The sequence below is a fragment of the Microbacterium sp. Leaf288 genome, from assembly GCF_001422925.1.
Taxonomy (GTDB): domain Bacteria; phylum Actinomycetota; class Actinomycetes; order Actinomycetales; family Microbacteriaceae; genus Microbacterium.
This window is the reverse complement of sequence record NZ_LMNI01000012.1, coordinates 648,560-667,309: the sequence shown is the minus strand read 5'-3', so window position 1 is coordinate 667,309 and position 18,750 is coordinate 648,560. Positions and strand designations below refer to the sequence as shown.

At 69.1% G+C, this 18,750-nt stretch carries 19 protein-coding genes; 14 read left to right on the top strand and 5 right to left on the bottom strand.

Annotated features, from left to right (window positions below; translation table 11 throughout):
* The first annotated feature begins 25 nt into the window (after positions 1-25).
* The 3 genes from ASF40_RS16610 to ASF40_RS16600 are packed head-to-tail and all read left to right on the top strand — an operon-like array spanning position 26 to position 2,216.
* The gene (locus tag ASF40_RS16610; RefSeq protein WP_056371014.1) at positions 26-619 is read left to right on the top strand and encodes a hypothetical protein; all 594 of its coding nucleotides are present in this window, start codon (positions 26-28) and stop codon (positions 617-619) included.
* Complete coding sequence (locus ASF40_RS16605; RefSeq protein WP_056371012.1) at positions 616-1,533, top strand: hypothetical protein; 918 nt, start codon at positions 616-618, stop codon at positions 1,531-1,533. Before ASF40_RS16610 ends, ASF40_RS16605 begins: the two co-directional genes overlap by 4 nt.
* Entirely contained in the window at positions 1,530-2,216 is a 687-nt protein-coding gene (locus ASF40_RS16600; RefSeq protein WP_056371010.1) for a signal peptidase I, read from the top strand. Before ASF40_RS16605 ends, ASF40_RS16600 begins: the two co-directional genes overlap by 4 nt.
* Positions 2,217-2,335: 119 nt before the next feature.
* Here the strand turns inward: ASF40_RS16600 and ASF40_RS21620 are convergent, their stop codons facing one another.
* The gene (locus ASF40_RS21620) at positions 2,336-2,470 is read right to left on the bottom strand and encodes a hypothetical protein (protein WP_268776140.1); all 135 of its coding nucleotides are present in this window, start codon (positions 2,468-2,470) and stop codon (positions 2,336-2,338) included.
* Positions 2,471-2,608: 138 nt separating this feature from the next.
* Here ASF40_RS21620 and ASF40_RS21265 point away from each other — a divergent pair, with 138 nt between their 5' ends.
* From ASF40_RS21265 to ASF40_RS16585, 4 genes are all read left to right on the top strand, one after another.
* Positions 2,609-2,773: a hypothetical protein gene (locus ASF40_RS21265; RefSeq protein WP_162239864.1), complete on the top strand. Its 165-nt coding sequence runs from the start codon at positions 2,609-2,611 to the stop codon at positions 2,771-2,773.
* A gap of 82 nt (positions 2,774-2,855) precedes the next feature.
* Positions 2,856-3,170 (top strand): TraR/DksA family transcriptional regulator, encoded by a 315-nt coding sequence (locus ASF40_RS16595; RefSeq protein WP_056371009.1) that lies wholly within the window; start codon positions 2,856-2,858, stop codon positions 3,168-3,170.
* Between the two features lie 543 nt (positions 3,171-3,713).
* Positions 3,714-4,427, top strand: coding sequence for a head GIN domain-containing protein (locus ASF40_RS16590; RefSeq protein WP_056371007.1), 714 nt, complete (start codon positions 3,714-3,716; stop codon positions 4,425-4,427).
* A gap of 157 nt (positions 4,428-4,584) precedes the next feature.
* Positions 4,585-5,379 (top strand): IclR family transcriptional regulator, encoded by a 795-nt coding sequence (locus tag ASF40_RS16585; protein ID WP_082497121.1) that lies wholly within the window; start codon positions 4,585-4,587, stop codon positions 5,377-5,379.
* A gap of 15 nt (positions 5,380-5,394) precedes the next feature.
* On the opposite strand, the gene ASF40_RS16580 is transcribed toward ASF40_RS16585, so the two are convergent.
* The 3 genes from ASF40_RS16580 to ASF40_RS16570 are packed head-to-tail and all read right to left on the bottom strand — an operon-like array spanning position 5,395 to position 8,885.
* Positions 5,395-6,147 carry an IclR family transcriptional regulator gene (locus tag ASF40_RS16580; RefSeq protein ID WP_056371002.1) on the bottom strand — a complete coding sequence of 251 codons (753 nt, stop codon included), beginning with the start codon at positions 6,145-6,147 and terminating at the stop codon, positions 5,395-5,397.
* A 39-nt stretch (positions 6,148-6,186) separates the two neighbouring features.
* The gene (gene alr, locus ASF40_RS16575) at positions 6,187-7,335 is read right to left on the bottom strand and encodes an alanine racemase (protein ID WP_056371000.1); all 1,149 of its coding nucleotides are present in this window, start codon (positions 7,333-7,335) and stop codon (positions 6,187-6,189) included.
* Between the two features lie 26 nt (positions 7,336-7,361).
* Positions 7,362-8,885, bottom strand: coding sequence for an amino acid permease (locus ASF40_RS16570; protein ID WP_056370999.1), 1,524 nt, complete (start codon positions 8,883-8,885; stop codon positions 7,362-7,364).
* 285 nt (positions 8,886-9,170) lie between these two features.
* Here ASF40_RS16570 and ASF40_RS16565 point away from each other — a divergent pair, with 285 nt between their 5' ends.
* From ASF40_RS16565 to ASF40_RS16555, 3 genes are read left to right on the top strand one after another with little or no spacing between them, the layout of a single operon-like run.
* Positions 9,171-10,226, top strand: coding sequence for a homoserine dehydrogenase (locus ASF40_RS16565; RefSeq protein WP_056370997.1), 1,056 nt, complete (start codon positions 9,171-9,173; stop codon positions 10,224-10,226).
* A complete protein-coding gene (locus ASF40_RS16560) occupies positions 10,223-11,635 on the top strand; it encodes an aldehyde dehydrogenase family protein (protein ID WP_082497120.1) in 1,413 nt (470 codons plus the stop codon). Before ASF40_RS16565 ends, ASF40_RS16560 begins: the two co-directional genes overlap by 4 nt.
* Positions 11,632-13,131 carry an aspartate ammonia-lyase gene (locus tag ASF40_RS16555; RefSeq protein ID WP_082497119.1) on the top strand — a complete coding sequence of 500 codons (1,500 nt, stop codon included), beginning with the start codon at positions 11,632-11,634 and terminating at the stop codon, positions 13,129-13,131. The genes ASF40_RS16560 and ASF40_RS16555 overlap by 4 nt, the downstream gene beginning before the upstream one ends.
* Here the strand turns inward: ASF40_RS16555 and ASF40_RS16550 are convergent.
* Positions 13,044-13,490 carry an Lrp/AsnC family transcriptional regulator gene (locus ASF40_RS16550; protein ID WP_235560264.1) on the bottom strand — a complete coding sequence of 149 codons (447 nt, stop codon included), beginning with the start codon at positions 13,488-13,490 and terminating at the stop codon, positions 13,044-13,046. The two genes, ASF40_RS16555 and ASF40_RS16550, sit on opposite strands and share 88 nt — an antisense overlap.
* 117 nt (positions 13,491-13,607) lie before the next feature.
* Between ASF40_RS16550 and ASF40_RS16545 the strand changes: the two genes are divergently transcribed.
* The 4 genes from ASF40_RS16545 to ASF40_RS16530 all read left to right on the top strand — a co-directional run bounded on the left by ASF40_RS16545 (position 13,608) and on the right by ASF40_RS16530 (position 18,687).
* Positions 13,608-14,879 carry a trans-sulfuration enzyme family protein gene (locus ASF40_RS16545; protein ID WP_235560263.1) on the top strand — a complete coding sequence of 424 codons (1,272 nt, stop codon included), beginning with the start codon at positions 13,608-13,610 and terminating at the stop codon, positions 14,877-14,879.
* Entirely contained in the window at positions 14,876-15,775 is a 900-nt protein-coding gene (gene mmuM / locus ASF40_RS16540) for a homocysteine S-methyltransferase (protein WP_056370995.1), read from the top strand. The genes ASF40_RS16545 and mmuM overlap by 4 nt, the downstream gene beginning before the upstream one ends.
* A 163-nt stretch (positions 15,776-15,938) precedes the next feature.
* Positions 15,939-16,955 carry a LacI family DNA-binding transcriptional regulator gene (locus tag ASF40_RS16535; RefSeq protein ID WP_056370993.1) on the top strand — a complete coding sequence of 339 codons (1,017 nt, stop codon included), beginning with the start codon at positions 15,939-15,941 and terminating at the stop codon, positions 16,953-16,955.
* A gap of 64 nt (positions 16,956-17,019) precedes the next feature.
* Complete coding sequence (locus tag ASF40_RS16530; RefSeq protein WP_056370991.1) at positions 17,020-18,687, top strand: ABC transporter substrate-binding protein; 1,668 nt, start codon at positions 17,020-17,022, stop codon at positions 18,685-18,687.
* Positions 18,688-18,750: the final 63 nt, after the last annotated feature.

Below are 18,750 nucleotides of genomic sequence, written 5' to 3'. Positions count from 1 at the left end.
CCGTCCCACCCGAGAAGGAGCCGCGATGAGCCGCCGCACCCGCCGCCACGCCGCCCGGCGCGCCGCCCGCCGTGCGGCGGCGCCGCGGCGCCTGCTGCTGGGCGCGCTCGGCACGGCGGGAGCGATCGTCCTCGGCGTCCTCGCCGGCGGCGGCACGTTCGCCCTCTGGACCGTCGCCGCGCCCGCGGCCTCCGCCGTCACGCTGCAGGCGGGGTCCGCGGGCCTCAGCTCGACGCCGCTCCAACTTTCGGCCACCAACCTCTATCCGGGCCGCACCGTCTACGCTGCGACCACGGTGAGCAACACCGGCACGACGCCGCTCGCCCTCACGATCGACCCGGTCGCGAGCACCGCCGCGGCCACCCCTTTCGCATCGGCGGTCGCCGTCACCGTCGGCAAGACCTCCTCGGCCGCGGACTGCACCGCCGGCCGCGTCCCCGCCACCGTCACGACCACCGTCGGCGCCGCCGGCTCCGACCTGCAGCTCACCCTCGCTCCTGGTGCCTCCCAGCTCGTCTGCGTAGGCGTGGGGCTGCCCCAGAACGCGTCGTCCGCCGCGGCCGGGGCCGCAGCATCCACCCTCACGATCACCATCTCGGGAACGCAGGTGCGCCGATGACCCGCCGTCGCCTGCTCGGCCCGATCGCAGCGCTCGTCACCCTCGCGGTGCTCGGCAGCGCCGGCGGCGCGACCGCCGCGTGGATCGCGCGCACGTCGGTGGCAGCATCCGTCTCCTCCACGGCCATCGCCACCACGGCGCAGCTGACGAGCGGCCTCGACGCGAACTACCGTTCCGGCACGACCGCGCCGGCCACCGCGGGCCAGCTCACGATCGCCAACACCGGCGGCGCTCCGCTGTCGTACGCGCTCGCGACGCAGCTCGGCGCGGGCAGCAGCAGCGCGCTCGCCGCGAAGATCACGCTCCGCCTGTGGTCGGGCAGCGCGTGCGGCACCACCGCTCCGAGCGGTGCCGTCAGCACGACTCTCGCCGACAGCGCGCCCGCCCTGCCGACTGCGGCGCGCTCCCTCGCACCGGGCGCCTCCGTGGTGGTGTGCGTGTCGACGCAGATCGACGGGCAGACGGATGCCTCGCTCTCGGGGCAGTCCGTCACGGCGGCGTTCCGGGTGACTGGCGCGGTCGGGACGAACTGGACCGCAGCGGCGACCACGGCCGCGTTCACCCAGTCCGTCTCGGGACTCGGCCCTGCGAGTGCTCCGGCCTGCACGCAGGCGCCGCCGCACGGGGTGCAGCTGAGCTGGACCGCCCCCGCGAACCGCGCGGCCGGCGTGAGCCTGCAGTACCGCGTGGTCGACAGGTCCAACACCGTCGTCAAAGAGGTCTCGAGCAGCGCCGCCACCGTCTCCGTGACCCTGGCCGGCACCGACATCCGCGCAGACGGTGTTCACGAGCTGCGCATCGTCGCCATCGAGACGACCGGTTCGACAACCACCTCGTCCGACAGCGCGATCCTCACCGTGCGCCGGACCGCCGTCGGAAACTCCAACGTCAAGTACGAATGCGTGAACCCATGACCATCTCCACAGCCGCCTCGACGTCCACCCTCCCGACGCCCCGCGCCGCCGAGTCGTCACGCCGAGCCCTCCGCGCCGATGCCCGCCGCCGTGACGAGGGGCAGAGCCTGCTGCACTACCTCGCCGTGTCGGTCAGCGCGTCGATCCTCGTTCTGCTGCTCGGCGTGGCGGTCGCGGTGGTCGGCCTGCCTGTCGTCGTCGGCGGCAGTGCCATGACGGTGCTCACGCAGTCGATGGAGCCCGGCTTGCCGCCCGGAACGCTCGTGGTCATCCGCCCGACGCCGGTGGACGAGATCCGCGTCGGCGACGTCATCACGTACCAGATCAGCTCGGGCGAAGCGGCCGTGGTGAGCCACCGCGTGGTGTCGAAGACGTACGCCGACGGCGAGCTGACCTTCGTCACGAAGGGTGACAACAACGACACCGCCGACCCTGCACCGGTGCGTCCGGTGCAGGTCCGCGGAACCCTCTGGTACAGCCTGCCGCTGCTCGGCTGGGTGAACAGCCTGCTGAACGGCGCGAACCGCACGATCGTCCTCGCGGTCGTCGCCGGCGGTCTCTTCCTCTATGCCGCGGTGTCGGTCGGCGGGGCCGTACGGGATCGACGGAAGAAGACGGATGCTGCAGCCGCCGCTGCAGAGCACGCTGAGGCCCGAGGCGGGTCGCGGCGCGGCAGCCGGTAGGCGCTCTCTCGCTGCGGAGCGCGGTGACGGCACCCGCGCGACCCGCGAGCGTCGGTCGCATCGGCCATTGATCGAGATGGTGCCGCGGGCTCCTCACAGCGAGGAGCCCGCGCCGTTCGTCAACCGGACGCGCCCTTGCGTGGCTTGATGAACGCTCGTGACTCCTGGCTCGCGCGCTTCTCGGCGCGCTTCTCCTTCGGTGACGAGCGGGCGACCTTCTTCGTGTCGCGTGCTCGCGGTGATCGGCCTGACATGCGGACTCGCTTCCCCTGGGTGGCTGGCGGGTGAACCCACGACCATAGCCGTCTTCCTGGGGAAGTCAACTCGCGCACCTCGAGCGCAGAAAAATCCGCTGACTTGCCTTTTTCTGGAAGCGGGCTATGGTGATGGCCATGACCCCGATGACCCGCCCACACCGCACAGAGCGTCTCGCCGACGCCTCCGTGGTGACGGCAGTGGTCGACATCGCGGGCGCCCGTCACGAGGTGCTGCCGCCCCGGCGGCGCGACGCGGATGGTCTGTCCGTGCAGCCCATCCGTCGCGTCGCGCCCCCGTGATGTCCGATCTGAACGATCGGTCCAACCGGACACACCCGCGCGTCGCATCTGCGGCGCTTTTTTTGTACCCCGAGGAGCATCAATGTCCATCAAGACCACCGAACCCGTTCCGCTCGACGGCGTGCAGCGCGAGCTCGAGCGGCGGCTCGAGGAACGGCTGGCCGTCCTCCAGGAACTCGAGCCGTTCGCTCTCCCGAGCGTCGATCCCGTCGCCTACCAGTCGGCGGCGTCGCACCGGATCGCGATCGAGCAGATCAGCGCGGCGCTCAATCGCATCACCCAGGGCACGTACGGCCGCTGCACCCGGTGCGGAGGGCAGATCGCCCCCGAGCGGCTCGAGGTTCTCCCGTACGCGGCCGCCTGCATCGAATGTCAGAGCCATGCCGAAGCCGCGTGACCGCAAGCCCTTCGCGATTCCGTCCGTCCCGCCGGTCGCCTGCGCCGGTGCGGCCGGCGCGCATCACGCAGAAGCACCCGTGCCGTCGCTTGCGGCCCGGGTCATCGTTCGAGCAGGCGCGCTCTTCCGTCTGCGCGGCGACCGTCAGGTTGTGCACCGCAGACTCGTCGATCGCCGCCCTGCGACGCCGCCCCCTTCGATTGCTGCGCCGGGAGCAGCGTACGCCGGCCCGGCGAGCACTTTCCGCGGTACCACCGCTCGCTACGTCGCGTTCGGCTGAACCCGACTGAGACCCGCACCATCAGGTCGGGGTCGGTCGTCGTGGTGGGGAGCGAGGCCGTGCCTGGGCGAAGCATCCACTTCGCCCAGGACGGTGCGCCGGTGCGGAGGTGGGTGGCACGAGCCCGCTCGTCGTTCCATCATGGTGAGGACGGCGTGGCTGGGAGCGCTCAGGCTCCACGCGTTCGCCCTTCGTCCGGCGACGGGAGGTCGACGGTCGCTGAGGACCTGTCGGCAGACCTTCGATGGCGGAAGGAGTCACCGATGAACCAGAACGGATGCCAGCTGCCCAGCGCCCTCGCCGTTGCGGCGTCGGTCCTCGCCCTGTCAGCGTGCTCACTGATGATCCCCGTCGGGCCGATGACCTCCGAGGAGCGGGAAATCGGCGAGGTGTCGCACGTCGTGCTCGACACCTCCGGTGATCTTGTCGTGTCTGAGGGGGAGCCGGCGCTCACGGTGCACGCGCCGGAGGGGGCGATCGATCGCCTGACCTCCGAGGTTGAGGGCGACACCCTCGTGCTGGGCGCCGAGCCCGGCTTCACGATGGGGTTCGGCGACGTGCGGTACGAGCTGACTGTGCCACGACTGGAGCTGATCCAACTGACCGGCTCCGGCGATGTCGAGGCGACCGTGTCGGCGGACGGCACCGTGCAGCTCGACATCGACGGCTCGGGAGACGTCGACTGGTCGGGCATCTCGGCTGATCGGGTCGAGGTGCGCCTCTCGGGCTCGGGCGACGTCACGCTGACGGGCTCTGCCGCCGAGCTCTCCGTCGACCTGGAGGGCAGCGGATCCGTCGACGCCGAGGAGCTCGAGGCGCAGGATGCCGTCGTCAACCTCTCCGGGTCGGGCGAGGTCGACGTCGCTGCGAGAGACAGTCTTTCGGTCGACCTTTCGGGCAGCGGTCAGGTCACGTACTCGGGTGACCCGAGTACGGACGTGCGCGTGTCGGGTTCGGGGGACGTGGAGCGGCGCTGAACGGACGCAGGGCCGCGGCGGCATGGTGCCGGGTTCGTGCGGATCCGCTGCTCCCGGCTGTGCCATACGAGATCCGGCATGCGCGGCACCCCCTTTCCGCGCTCGTCACCCGAGCGGCGAGCCGAGCCGCAACGGGCCACCTCGATATCCTCTCCTTGTGACCCTGCGTGACGATGTCGCTCCCGAGCGGACCAGTATGGGCCGCGGGATGGACGTGGTGTCCTGCGTAGCGGAGATGTCCGCAACGAGCGGGCAGGGCGTATCGGTGCAGACCATTGCGCGAGCGCTGCAGCGCGACCGCTCGCAGGTCTCTCGCACCCTTGCCGCGCTGGCGGAGGAGCGGCTGGTGTCGCGAGGCCCCGACGGTCGCTACCGACTGGCGTGGGCTTGGTACGCCTCGGCGGAGCAGCTGGTCGAAAGGCGTCTGCGCAGCGACGGCCTCTCGATTCTGGACGAGCTGTCAGCGGATGTCGGTGAGGCGTGCTTCCTCGGAGTCCTCGAGGGCGATGCGACGGTCACGATCGTCGAGAGTGTGCCGCCCGCCGCCCGGTTGATCGGCTCGTGGGTCGGGCGAGCGTATCCGGCGTTCTGCAGTGACGCGGGTCAGGCGGTGTTGTGGGATGCCTCCGATGAGGAGGTTCGCGGTGTGTTCAGCCGCACGAGCTTCCGCAGCGCCGGTCCCAACGCCGCCGCATCGGTCGATGAGTTCCTCGTGCGCCTGAAGGAGTCGCGGGCCAGGGGCTACGCGATCGTGGCGGAGGAGGCCGAGCCGGGCCTGTACTCGGTCTCGGCGCCGGTGTGGGACTTCCGGGGCGAAGTCATCGCCGGCCTGCAGATCGTGGGGGAACGGCGCCGCCTGGAGTCGAGGTCGGAGGCTCTGGGAGCGGCGTGTGTCCACGCCGCCGAGCGTCTGTCGGCGATGCTCGGCGCGGGCGAGGCTCGGGGCGAGTGAGCCGGAGCGGGTTGCTCACGACTCCTGGATGAGCTGGCTCAGCCGCGCGCAGGCGTCGCGAAGCGCACTCTGCGCTTCGCGTGTGCGGCGCTCCGAGAGGCCGCCGCTGCTGATGCCGATGGAGACCACGATGCCGCGCTGATCGCGGATCGGCAGTGCGAAGTCCCGCACGCCTTCGACGTATTCCTCGCGGGCGTCCACCATGCCGAGCTCGCGGTCCCGCTCGAGCAGCTGATGGAGCTGATCGACCGATCTTGCCGCGCCGGGGCCGCCGACTCCGACGAATTGCACGTCGGCAAGGAGGGCTTCGAGGTCATCGCGTGTGTGGTCCCAAAGGAGGGCCCGGCCGGGTCCGGTGCACCAGATGGGGGTCAGGATGCCGGGGCGCAGGTAGTCCGCGGACACGCCCGGGCCCTTCTCGGAACGGAGCAGGATCGCGCCCGAGCCCTCGGCGGCGACCAGTTGCGCCGAAACCCCCAACGTGGAGGCGAGCACGCGCAGACTCTCACGTGCTGCTCGGAGCCACGGCCGGCTCAGGGCCCCGGCGGCGCGGAAGTAGCCGTCGCCCGCCTTGAGCACCGCGGCGTTGTCGCGATCGAGGTAGCCCAGGTCCCGCAGCTCGCGTGTGAGGCGCGAGACGCGACTGCGCTCGATGCCGGTGGTCTCGGCCAGACGTGAGGCGTTGTGCCCCTGCCTTCCCGATCGCTCCTGCGCCACCGCCGCGTCAAGCAGCGCGAGACCCTGCAGCAGTGAGGACGGGGCGCTCATGATCTGGGGTGCTTTCTGGGCCGATGGACGAGGGGCCGGTCACCCGGTGGGGACCGATTCGGAGGCCGGCACGTCGACGACGACGCGCGGGTTCAGCCGAGCCCACGCGGTGTACGAGCCGGCGGCGATGGTTCCGCTTGCCCGTTCGATGTCGGCGGAACGGATCTGTGCGGATCCCTGCCGCCCGTAAAGTACCACTTCGTCGCCGACCTGAGCCGACGGCACCTGGGTCACGTCGATCACCAGACTGTTCATGGCCAGCCGATCGATGACCGGCGCGAAGGTGCCGTGGACGAGAACGTGCGCCCGGCCGCCGAGCGTGCGCGGGTACCCGTCGGCGTAGCCGACGGGTATGACGGCCAGCCGGCTGGAGCGATCGATGCGTGCGGCCCTGTCGTATCCGACCGTGCTGCCCGCCGGGTAAGGGTTGATCGCCGCGATGCGCGACACCAGCCGCATGGCGGGGAGCAGGTCAGGAATCGCGGCCGAGGTGTCGCCGTACAGTGCCGCACCGATCCGGACCATGTCCATGCGCGAGTCGGGGACGGTCAGCGCCGCGTACGAGGTGGCGCAGTGCTTCTCGAATCGGCCGCGCGGAGCGCCCAGCACCCGCTCGGCCGCGCCGGCCTGGTTCCGGAAGGCAAGGGCGCCGGCGCGCACATCGTCGGCGTCTTCGCAGGGGAAGTGCGAGCAGACTCCGACGATCGCGAGCTCAGGGCTCGCGGCGATGCGTCGCAGGTGAGGCTGCGCCTGAGGGTCGTCCCAGTCCATTCCGTCTCGACTGAGCCCGGTGGAGTTGAGGGAGAGATGGACGCGGAGAGGACGCCCGAGCGCGCGGGCGGCGGCGACCACGACACGCGCGTGATCGCCGCCGCCCACCCACTCTTCGATATCGAGCCGGGCACCCTCCTGGATCTCGTCGCGCAGTGCCGCCCGGAGGCGGATGATGCGTCCCGGAAATCCCAGCCGGCGTACCTCCTCGGCTTCCTGGTTCGAGGTGATCCCGATGGTGTCGACACCAGCCGTCATCAGGATCGGCAGGACGACGGGGATGCCGTGTCCATAGGCATCCGCTTTCACCACCCCGCAGAGCCGCGTCGTGATGCCGACCTCGCCTCGTACGACGTCGAGGTTGTGGGCGATGGCGCCCGCGTCGATCTCGACCCAGACAGGACTCGTGGTGCGCATGCGTAAAGGTGGTTGGTCGGCGCGGTTTACCCGCGGGACTGCCGCACGGGCTCTTCTGCGACGGGGTCGTCCGCCTCGTCGACGGGGGCCTCCTCCGACACGGCGACGACCGGGCGCGCGCCACGGCGTCCGTAGCGCCACCAGAAGTACAGGTAGCACAGCCCCACGAACGGAACCCCGAAGTACAGGGCGGCGACCTGGTTCGGGTCGAACGCGATGGCCACCAGCGAGATCGACAGCAGCACGAACGCCAGGATGGGCAGCACCGGGTACAGCGGGGTGCGGTACGGCAGCGTCGTGATGTCGCCGCCTTCGCGCACGAACCGGCGGCGGTGGAAGAACTGCGACGCCACGATCGACATCCACACGGCGACCACGGCGAAACCCGCGATCGACACCAGCACCAGGTACACCGTCTGCGGCGCGATCACGCTGGAGATCAGCGAGACAAGGCCGAGCGCCAGACTGACAGTGAGTGCGACGAGCGGGATTCCTCGGCGGGTGAGGCGCTGCAGCACCCGCGGCGCGTGCCCTTCCTCCGCGAGGGAGAACAGCATCCGCGCGCACGAGAACAGGCCGCTGTTGCCGGCGGAGAGCAACGCGGTGATGATGACGAAGTTCATGATGTCGGCGGCGTAGGGGATGCCGACGTACTCGAACACGTCCACGAACGGGCTGCTGGTCAGCCCGGCATCCTCATAGGGGAGAAGCGCGGCGATGACGGTGATCGACCCCACGAACAGGATCAGCAGGCGCAAGACCGTCGAGCGGATCGCCTTGGGGATGTTCTTGCCCGGGTCCTTGGTCTCACCCGCGGCGACGCCGATCAGCTCCGAACCGCTGAACGCGTAGAAGACGGCGAGGGCGGTGACGACGACGCCGGCGACGCCGCCCGGGAACAAACCCTCCGGCGTGACGAAGTTGCTGAACAGCGGGGCAGCGGGGTGTTCGGTCGACAAGGGCGTGAAGCCGAAGATCGCCATGCCGCCGAGCACGATGAGCGCGACGATGGCGACCACCTTGATCAGCGAGAACCAGAACTCGGTCTCACCGAAGACCCTCGCCGAGATCGCGTTGATGGTGAACAGCGCCAACGCGAAGATCAGGCACCAGACCCATACGTCCACGCCGGGGAACCAGCGCTGCATCAGGATGCCGGATGCCGTGAACTCCGAGCCCAGGGCGACGACCCAGCACAGCCAGTACAGCCACGCGGTGGTGAAGCCGGTGGCGGGGCCGATGGACCGTGCCGCGTAGATGTGGAAGGCGCCTGAGACGGGATAGGCCAGCGCCAGTTCGCCGAGGCAGGCCATCACCAGCCAGACCACGAACGCACCGATCAGGTAGGCGATGATCGCACCCAGCGGGCCGGCCTGGCTGATGGTGTAGCCCGAACTCAAGAAGAGTCCGGAGCCGATCACACCGCCGAGGGCGATCATGATCAGGTGTCGCGCGTCCATGGAGCGCTGCAGTCGTCGCAGTGGCACTTGGGTCGCGGTGGTGTGGGGGAGGGCGTTCGGAAGCGCACTCTGGTCGGGCAGCGGGCTCATGACTTCTCGCATTCGAGTCGGGAGTCGGTGTTGGAATGTCGCCGTGCTACATCATCACAACCATGTGTCTATGATGCACGACGCGCGTGTCGGGCAGATTACGGGGCGCGGGGGTCGGTGCACAAGGCATCAGCGGGAATTAGCGGCGTGCAAGGGCGATTCGGGCAGACCTTCTCCGCGGTGGTCAGTTCGGCATCCTGTGCGAGCGATCCGTCAGGCGCGGACTGACGCGACCGCTGGGGATGCTGAGTCGAACCTCTTCCCGATTCTTTCAAGGAGCTCGACGTGGACCGTCATGACATTGCGCTGATCGGCTTCGGCGGCGTCAACCGTGCGCTGGCGCAGATCATCCTCGACCGTGGCGACGAACTCGCCGCTGACCTCGGCTTCGCCCTGCGTGTCGTGGCGATCACAGACCTCCGTCTGGGATCGCTCATGCAGGCCGAGGGCATCGACCTGGCCGACGTGTTCGCCATGCGCGACGGTGAGACCTTCGCCGGCCGGCCGGGGGGAACGGCGGCGCCGCAGAACGATTACGTGATCCGCAACAGCACGGCCGACATCGTGGTCGAAGCCACCTTCACCAACCCCATCGACGGGGAGCCGGGGATCTCGCACGTGCGTGCTGCGCTGGAGAGCGGGAAGAGCGTCACCACGACGAACAAGGGCCCGGTCGCGCTGGCCGGGCGCGAGCTGAACCGCCTCGCGGCTGCGAACGGCGTCACGTTCCAGTACGAGGGCTCGGTGGTCAGCGGCACGCCGATCCTGCGGTTCGCGTCCGAGACGCTTCAGGGGCTGCGCATCAACGCGGTCGAGGGCATCCTCAACGGCACCAGCAACTACGTGCTCGGTCAGATGGAGTCGGGCATGACGCTGGACGGCGCGGTGGCGGAGGCTCAGTCGCTCGGTTACGCGGAAGCTGATCCGACGGCCGATATCGAAGGCTCCGACGTGCAGCTGAAGGTCGTGATCCTCGCCAACGAGCTCCTCGGTGCCGACATCACCACGGCCGATGTGACCCGGCGGGGGATCTCCGAGGTCTCGGCCGCCGACATCATCGACGCGGCTGCGCAGGGCAAGCGTTACAAGCTGATCGGCTCGGCGTTCCGCAGCGCCGCCGGAACGGTCACCGCCAAGGTCGAGCCGGTGGCGCTGCCGCTGACGCACCCGCTCGCCAGCGTCACCGGACCCACGAACGCGGTGTCGTTCGACACCGATCTGCTCGGCACCGTGACCGTCTCCGGCCCCGGTGCGGGGCGCATCGAGACCGCCTACGCCCTGCTGTCGGACATCATCGCGATCGACGCGCACCAGCGGGCTCGCGTCGAGGCCGGCCGGTGAGCATTGTGGAGGGCACGCAGGCCATCACCTCCGGGTGCCCCGACTTGATCGTCACGAGCCCTTTCGACGGAGAGGTGATCGGTGCCGTCCCGCAGAACGGGCCGGCCCAGCTCGAGCAGATTCTGCAGCGTGCTCGTACCGGATTCCAGCTGTCGCGGTCGTTGTCGCGGTTCTCGCGGCACGAGATTCTCCAGCGAGCGTCTGCGCTGCTGTGCGAGCGAGCCGAGACCGCCGCCGACCTGATCGTGCGTGAGGCGGGAAAGACCGTCCGGCAGGCGCGGAAGGAGGTGTCTCGTGCGGTCATGACGCTCTCCCTGTCGGCCGACGCGGCCCGCTCCGATGCCGGAGAGGTCGTCCCTTTCGATGCGTTCCAGGGGTCCGAGAACCGCCGCGGGTGGTTCACCCGCGAGCCGCTCGGCATCATCGTCGCCATCACCCCCTACAACGACGCGTTGAACCTCGTCGCGCACAAGCTGGGGCCGGCGATCGCCGGCGGCAACGCCGTCGTGCTCAAGCCGTCGCAGCTGACCCCGCTGACCGCGCGGTTCCTCGTCGACCTGCTCATCGACGCGGGCCTGCCCGATGAGATCATCACCGTGGTGCACGGCGACCGTGAATTGGCGCAGGCGCTCACCTCGGCCCGCGAGGTGCGCATGGTCTCCTTCACCGGAGGGTTCGCGACAGGGGAGGCGATCGCCCGCAACGCCGGTCTGAAGAAGCTCGCGATGGAACTGGGCGGCAACGCTCCGGTCATCGTGTTCTCGGACGCCGATATTCCCGCCGCGGTCGAGGCATGTGTGTCGGGAGCGTTCTGGGCTGCCGGGCAGAACTGCGTGGGCGCGCAGCGCATCCTGGTGCAGACCGAGGTGTATGAGGAGTTCCGCGACCGCTTCGCGGCGCAGACCATCGCTCTGAAGGCCGGCGACCCGCGAGACGAAACCACCGATGTCGGCCCGATGATCTCCACCGCGTCCGCCGAGGCCGCTGAGCGGATCGTGGAGGATGCCGTCACGGCGGGCGCGCGCGTGCTCGCGGGCCACCGCCGGGAGGGGGGCGTGTACTGGCCCACCGTCGTCGAGGGAGTACCGTTCTCGTGCGAGCTGTGGGCCGACGAGGCGTTCGCGCCGGTGGTCGTGCTGTCGCCGTTCGAGACCGAGGAGCAGGCGATCGCGCAGGCGAACGATGTCGACTACGCGCTGCACGCTGCCACCTTCACCCGCGACATCGCACGTGCGCTTCGCGTGTCGGAGCAGCTCGACGCCGGCGGCGTGATGATCAACGACTCCTCCGACTACCGCGTGGACAGCATGCCGTTCGGGGGCTCGAAGTACGGCAGCATGGGCCGCGAAGGCGTGCGATTCGCGTACGAGGAGATGACCCAGCCCAAGGTCGTCTGCATCAACACATGAACCGCCCCGAGACCCGACTCGAGCGCGATTCGCTCGGCGAGCTGGCGGTGCCTGCCGACGCGTACTGGGGCATCCACACGGCCCGGGCCCTCGAGAACTTCACGATCAGCAGCACGCCGATCTCACAGCATCCCGATCTCATCGACGCGCTCGTCACGGTGAAGGATGCTGCTGCCGCCGCCAACCACGAGCTCGGGCTGCTGCCGGCAGGCGTGGCGGACGCCATCGCCGTCGCCTGCCGGAGGGTGCGCGACGGCGAGCTGCACGACCAGTTCTGTGTCGACGTGCTGCAAGGCGGCGCGGGCACCAGCACGAACATGAACGCCAACGAGGTGATCGCCAACGCCGCCCTGGAGCACCTGGGGCTGCCGCGCGGCCGCTACGACCTGGTTCACCCCATCGACGACGTGAACCGGAGCCAATCGACCAACGACGTCTACCCGACTGCGGTCAAGATCGCCGTGGCGAAAGGCCTGCTGCGGCTCATGCCGGCGCTGGAGGAGCTCGCTGCGGCGTTCGAGGAGCGAAGCGTCGCGTTCGGCTCGATGGTCAAGATCGGCCGTACCCAGCTGCAGGATGCCGTGCCGATGACGCTCGGCGACGAGTTCGCCGCGTTCGCCGTCGCCATCCGCGAAGACGTGGTGCGCATCGGCGACACGGTGCCGCTGCTGCTGGAGTGCAGCCTGGGCGGGACCGCCGTGGGAACCGGAGTGACCGCTCCGGCCGGCTATCGCGAGATCGCTCTGGAACGGCTCCGTGAGCGTTCCGGACTCCCGATGACCCCGGCGGCGCACCTGTTCGAGGCGAGCTGGGACGCCAGTGCCTTCCTGCAGTCGTCCGCGGTGCTCCGCCGCAGCGCGATCAAGCTGTCGAAGATCAGCAACGACCTACGGCTGCTCGCGAGCGGTCCGCAGGCGGGGCTGGGTGAGATCCACCTGCCGGCGCGGCAAGCCGGGTCGTCGATCATGCCGGGCAAGGTGAACCCGGTGATCCCCGAGGTCATGAACCAGATCGCGTTCGCGGTCATGGGCGCCGACGTGACGATCGGCGTCGCCGCCGAAAGCGGCCAGCTGCAGCTGAACGCCTTCGAGCCGATCATGGCGCACTCGCTCCTGCAGTCGCTGAGCTGGGTGACCAACGGCGTCTCGGCGCTGCGCCGATTCTGCGTGGAGGGCATCGAAGCCAACGACACCGTGCTCGAGCGCTACGTCGCATCGTCCATCGGCACGGTGACGGTCCTGGTGCCGTCCATCGGCTACGAGGCGGCCGCCCACGCGGCTCAGTACGCGCTTCGCACCGGCATCCCGATCGCCGACGCGGTGGCGCAGCACTCAGAGCTCTCTCGAGAAGAGGCGGCAGCGCTCCTCGCGCACTCAGGCGCTGCCGCCCGGTTGCCCGGGCGGCAGCGTCACCGGCGATCGATCGCGCGCGACAGCGACACCGCGGTCACGGTGTCGGCCACGCCGGGCAGGGCCGCGATCTGCTCCCAGATGTGACCCACGCGATCCATCGAGTCGGCTTCCAGCGTCACGAACAGGTCGTACGCTCCCGACAGCACGTCGCAGCGAGTGACCTCCGGGATGCCCCGCAATGCGGCGATCACCCGATCGTCCCGCATCCTGTCGACGCGATAGACCATGACCATCGCTGTCACGCGTGGCCGCGACGCGGTTCCCCTGATGACGCTGTAGCCGGCGATGACGCCGTCGCGCTCCATGCGCTCGATGCGCTGCCGCACCGCATTGCGCGACAGATGCACCTTGCCGGCCAGAGCGACCATCGGCATCCTCGCGTCCGCAGTCAAGGCTGCGAGCAGCTGTTGGTCGATGTCGTCCAGATGCGATGCGGCCATCATGCCTCCGTGCGTGATTGGCAATTGCAAGTGTCAATATCACACAGTACCGTAGATCGGGATGCTGTCACAGATGGCTCCCCTGATGGCACGTCTCTTCGCGGGAGAGTAAGGAACGAAATGTCGCAACGGCCGGACCGCCGACGGGCTGAGACCCTGTCAGACCTCACCCTCGCCGTGCACGGCGGCAATCGCCTCGACTCCACGAAGGCGCTGCGGACGCCGTTGGTGATGGCGAACTCCTACGAGCTTCCCGACGATCCGAGCGACATCAGCTGGTCCGCCTCCGCGCCAGGGCTGTACACCCGGAACACCGGCGTCAACCAGGCCGGCCTCCAAGACAAGCTGGCCGCCCTCGACGGCGGCGAAGACGCCGTGGCGCTCGCCTCCGGCGTCGCCGCCCTGCACGCCGTCTTCTTCACGCACGTCCGCGTCGGCGATCACGTCATCGTCAGCGACGTCACGTACGAGGCGACCTGGAGACTGTGGACCGAACTCCTGCCGCAGCGATACGGCATCGAGGCGACGTTCGTCGACGTCGGCGACCTGGACGCACTGCGCGCCGCCTTCCGCCCCCACACCCGGCTCGTCTGCATCGAGGCGATCGCGAACCCCACCACCAAGGTGGCGGACGTCGGTGCGATCGCAGAGATCACGCATGCCGCCGGCGCGATCCTCATGGTGGACTCCACGTTCACTCCACCGCCCTTCTACCGCCCGCTCGCCGACGGCGCCGATCTCGTCGTCCATTCCCTGACGAAGTACATCAACGGTCACGGCGACGCCATGGGCGGCGCCGTCATCGGCTCGCGCGAACTCATCGAGCCGATCAAGGCCGACGCCATGGTCGATGTCGGGGGAGTGATCTCGCCTTTCAACGCCTGGCAGATTCACCGCGGTTCGGTGACCCTCCCGTTGCGCCTCCGGCAGCACCTGGCATCCGCGCTCGCCGTCGCGGAGTTCCTGGAGTGCGATCCGCGAGTGGAGTACGTCTACTACCCCGGCCTGCCGTCGCACCCCGAACACGACCTGGCGACGCGGCAATTCGGCGGTCGCGGGTACGGCGGGATGATCGCCTTCGCCGTGGCCGGCGATCCCGACACGCAGAATCGGTTCGTCGCCAACCTCCGGCTCATCACGTCGGGCTTCTCTCTCGGGCACGACGACTCACTGATCGTGCACACCGGAACCGAGGGCGGTCGCGTTGCCGCCTACCCGCTGCCCTTCCGCACGTTCGGTCATCTGCGTCTCTCGGTCGGCATCGAGGAGACCTCCGACCTGCTCGCAGATCTCGAGGCGGCCCTCGACGCGACGTTTCCGTCGTCGGGGTGCCTCGTCGAGCCTCGTGCCACAGACTCTGCCCTGACCCGATCGGGGAGGATGAGCAGGTGACGAACCCGACGGCACCTCGCGTGATCGTGCTCGACGGCGGACTCTCCAATGCGCTCGCCGAACGGGGTCATGATCTCACCGACGAGCTCTGGACTGCCCGACTGCTGCGCGACGCTCCGGGCGAGGTGGCCGCCGTACACCGCGCGTACTTCGACGCAGGCGCGCAGGTCGCCACGACCGCCAGCTATCAGGCGAGCGTCGCCGGGTTCGAGCGCGAGGGGATGACGAGCACCGAAGCGGAGGGCCTCATCACGCGGAGCGTGAGGATCGCCCGCGAGGTGCGCGACGACGTCGCCGAGTCGACCGATGACGACGTCGTCCGTCTGGTGGCGGCATCCGTGGGTCCCTACGGTGCCGTGCTCGCCGACGGATCCGAGTACCGCGGCCGGTACGGGTTGAGCCGCGCAGCGCTTCGCGACTTCCACGCCCCGCGAATGGAACTGCTCGCGAGCGCGGGGCCCGACATGCTCGCCTTCGAGACGATCCCGGACCTCGACGAGGTCTCGGTGCTCCTGGAGCTCGCTGACGAGTTCGCGATCCCCGCCTGGTTGTCGTGCACGGTCTCCGGTGATCGACTTCGCGACGGCCGGCCGGCAGCCGAAGCCTTCGCCCTCGCCGCCGGCCATGATTGCATCGTGGCAGTCGGGGTGAACTGCTGCGCACCCGACGATGTGCTGCCGGCGGTGCGGGCGGCGACCGCCGCGAGCGGCAAACCCGCCATCGCCTACCCCAACTCGGGCGAGACATGGGACGGCGCAGCACGCCGATGGATCGGCGACCCGGAATTCGACCTCGCACTCACGACGGCGTGGGCCGAGGCGGGCGCACACGTCATCGGTGGATGCTGTCGCATCGGGCCGTCGACCATCGCCGCGATGGTGCGCGCACTGGGCTGACGATCCAGGGACGCGCACTCTGTCCATAGTGCGATCACGAGGTCCGACTGGGTCGGGTGAGGTGCGGTCGCTCCGCACTTGACCCATCGACTAACTCGCGTTAGTCTCGTCCCGCACAGAACTAACTCGGGTTAGTTCCCCTCTTGAGAGCAGATTCACATTCATGTCAAAGATGACTCGACGGCCAGTCACCATGAAGGACGTCGCTCTGCACGCCGGGGTATCGCGTACTGCTGTGTCGCTGGTCCTGAATGGTCGGCACTCGGTGTCATTGGCGGACGAGACGAGGGACCGGGTACTCGCGGCCGCTGCCGAACTCGGATATCGGCCGAACGCGGGGGCTCGCGCCCTCGCGCAGCAGCGCAGCGACTGGTACGGGCTGGTCACCGAGATCGTTACGGCGCCGTTCGCGGTCGACATCATCAAGGGCGCCCAGGATCGGGCGTTCGCCGACGAGAAGTACCTGCTCATCGCGTCCACGGAGTCGGATCGGGATGCCGAGACCGCCGCGATCGAGCGGCTCCTGGAGCAGCGCGTGGAAGGGCTGCTCTACGCGGCGACGTGGCACCGGGCGGTCGAGCTCCCGGAGATCGCACGCGAAGTGCCCACCGTTCTCGTCAACTGCTACGACGCGGAAGGACGATACCCCGCGATCGTCCCCGATGAGCGCGTCGGCGGTCGCCGCGCGACCGAGCGCCTCCTCGCAGCCGGACACCGGCGCATCGGGTTCGTGAACCTCGACCCCGATATCCCGGCAGCCGTCGGCCGTCGTGTCGGCTACCACGAAGTGCTCGGTGAGGCGGGGATCGCGCTCGACGAGAGCCTGGAGATCTCCGGACACGCGACCGCCGACGGCGGGTACGTCGCGGCATCCGCCCTGCTCGATCTCGCCGATCCGCCTACCGCGATCTTCTGCGCCAATGACCGGATGGCCATGGGCGCATACGACGCGATCAAGGAGCGCGGTCTGCGCATTCCCCAAGACGTTGCCGTCATCGGGTTCGACAATCAGGAGCTCATCGCGGCGTACCTGAGGCCGGGCCTGACGACGGTCGCACTGCCCTTCGGACAGATGGGCGCCCAAGGCGTGGATCTCCTCGCCGCCATGATCGCGGGTCAGTCGACCGGCACGGGAACCGTGACGGTCGACTGCCCGCTCCTCGAACGCGCGTCGGTGTGACTGGACATCCCGTCCGACGCGCAGCCCCTTCGGCTTCAACGAAGAAGAAAGGAACACCCTCATCATGACAGTTCACCGCAAAGCGGTGCTGATCGCCGCCGCAATGGCGGCCACAGCAGCACTCGCACTCTCCGGCTGCAGCGCCGGCGGAGGCGAGTCCGCGGACTCGCTCGACGGCTCCCAGCTGCTGACCATCCCCCGTGAAGACATGGGGACGTTCGACCGCAACTTCAATCCGTTCGCGAACCCCGACTTCCCGATGACGCAGCAGGCGATCTTCGAGTCGATGCTCGTCTACAACCCGGCGGACGGTTCGACGACGCCGTGGCTGGCGACCGAGTGGGAAGTCGCGCCCGACAGCACCGGCATCACCTACCACCTGCGTGACGGCGTGAAGTGGTCCGACGGCGAGCCGTTCGTCGCCGACGACGTCGTGGTGTCGTTCGACCTGCAGCGCGAGGTGCGCGGCGGATTCGACTACATCGAGTCCGTGACCGCGGTGGACCCGCACACCGTGCAGTTCGACTTCAATCAGCCGTTCTCTCCCGCGCTGCTGGACATCGGCCAGCAGGTCATCGCACCCGCCCACGTCTGGGCCGACGTCGACGACCCGACCAAGTTCGCCAACGAGGAGCCCGTCGGCACTGGACCCTACACCGAGGTGACCAGCTTCCAGGCGCAGTCGTTCGACCTGGGCAAGAACCCGAACTACTGGCAGCCCGAGAAGCAGAAGATCGAAGGCATCCGGATGCTCGCATTCTCCGGCAACGACGGCGCGAACCTCGCCGCCGCGAACGGCGACGTGGACTGGGCTCCGCAGTTCATCCCCAACATCGACGAGGCCTATGTCGCGAAAGACCCCGACAACCGGTTCTTCTGGTTTCCGCCGACCGGATCGATGATCAACTGGCAGTTCAACACCACCAAGGCGCCGTTCGACGACGCGGACGTCCGCAAGGCGCTGTCCATGGCGGTCGACCGCGAGCAGGTCACCGAGATCGGCATGCAGGGATACACGCGCCCCGCTGACTGCACCGGCCTGACCGGTTCGTACGACTCGTGGCGCGACGAGGCCGTCGTCGAGTCGTGCACGTGGACCGCCCGTGACCTCGAGCGCGCCGGCGAACTGCTGGACGAGGCAGGCATCACCCTCGGCGAAGACGGCAAGCGCGTCCTCCCCGATGGCACACCGTTCGCGTTCGACTTCTCGGTGGGCTCGACCTCGAGCGACTGGGTGTCGGTCGGCAACGTCATCGCGCAGAACCTCGCGGAACTCGGCGTGACCGTCACCGTCGCAGCGAAGGACTGGGGCGACGTCGTCGCCGGCTACGAGAACGGCACGTTCGACTCCGGCATCGTGTGGAGCGCGAACGCCCCCACGCCGTACCAGTTCTACCGCGGTGCGATGTCGACCGAGACGGTCAAGCCGGTGGGCGAGCAGACGTTCGACAACTACCACCGCTACGGCAACCCGGAGGCCGACGCGCTGCTCGCGCAGTTCGCGGCGGCATCCGACGAGGCCGCGCAGCACGAGATCATGAGCCGGCTGCAGGCGCTGTTCGCCGACACCGCACCGGTCGCGCCGCTCTTCCCCGGCCCCGAGTGGGGCGCGGCGAGCAACGCACGGTTCACCGGGTGGCCGACCGAAGAGGACCCCTACGCGACGCTCTCGACGCGCGCTCGGACGACGGTCCTGGTCCTCACCAGCCTCGAACCGGTCGTCGCGGACTGACACATCGCGTCGTCCTGCTGCGCCGCCGCCGCGCGGCGCAGCAGGACGACCGTGGAGACACAT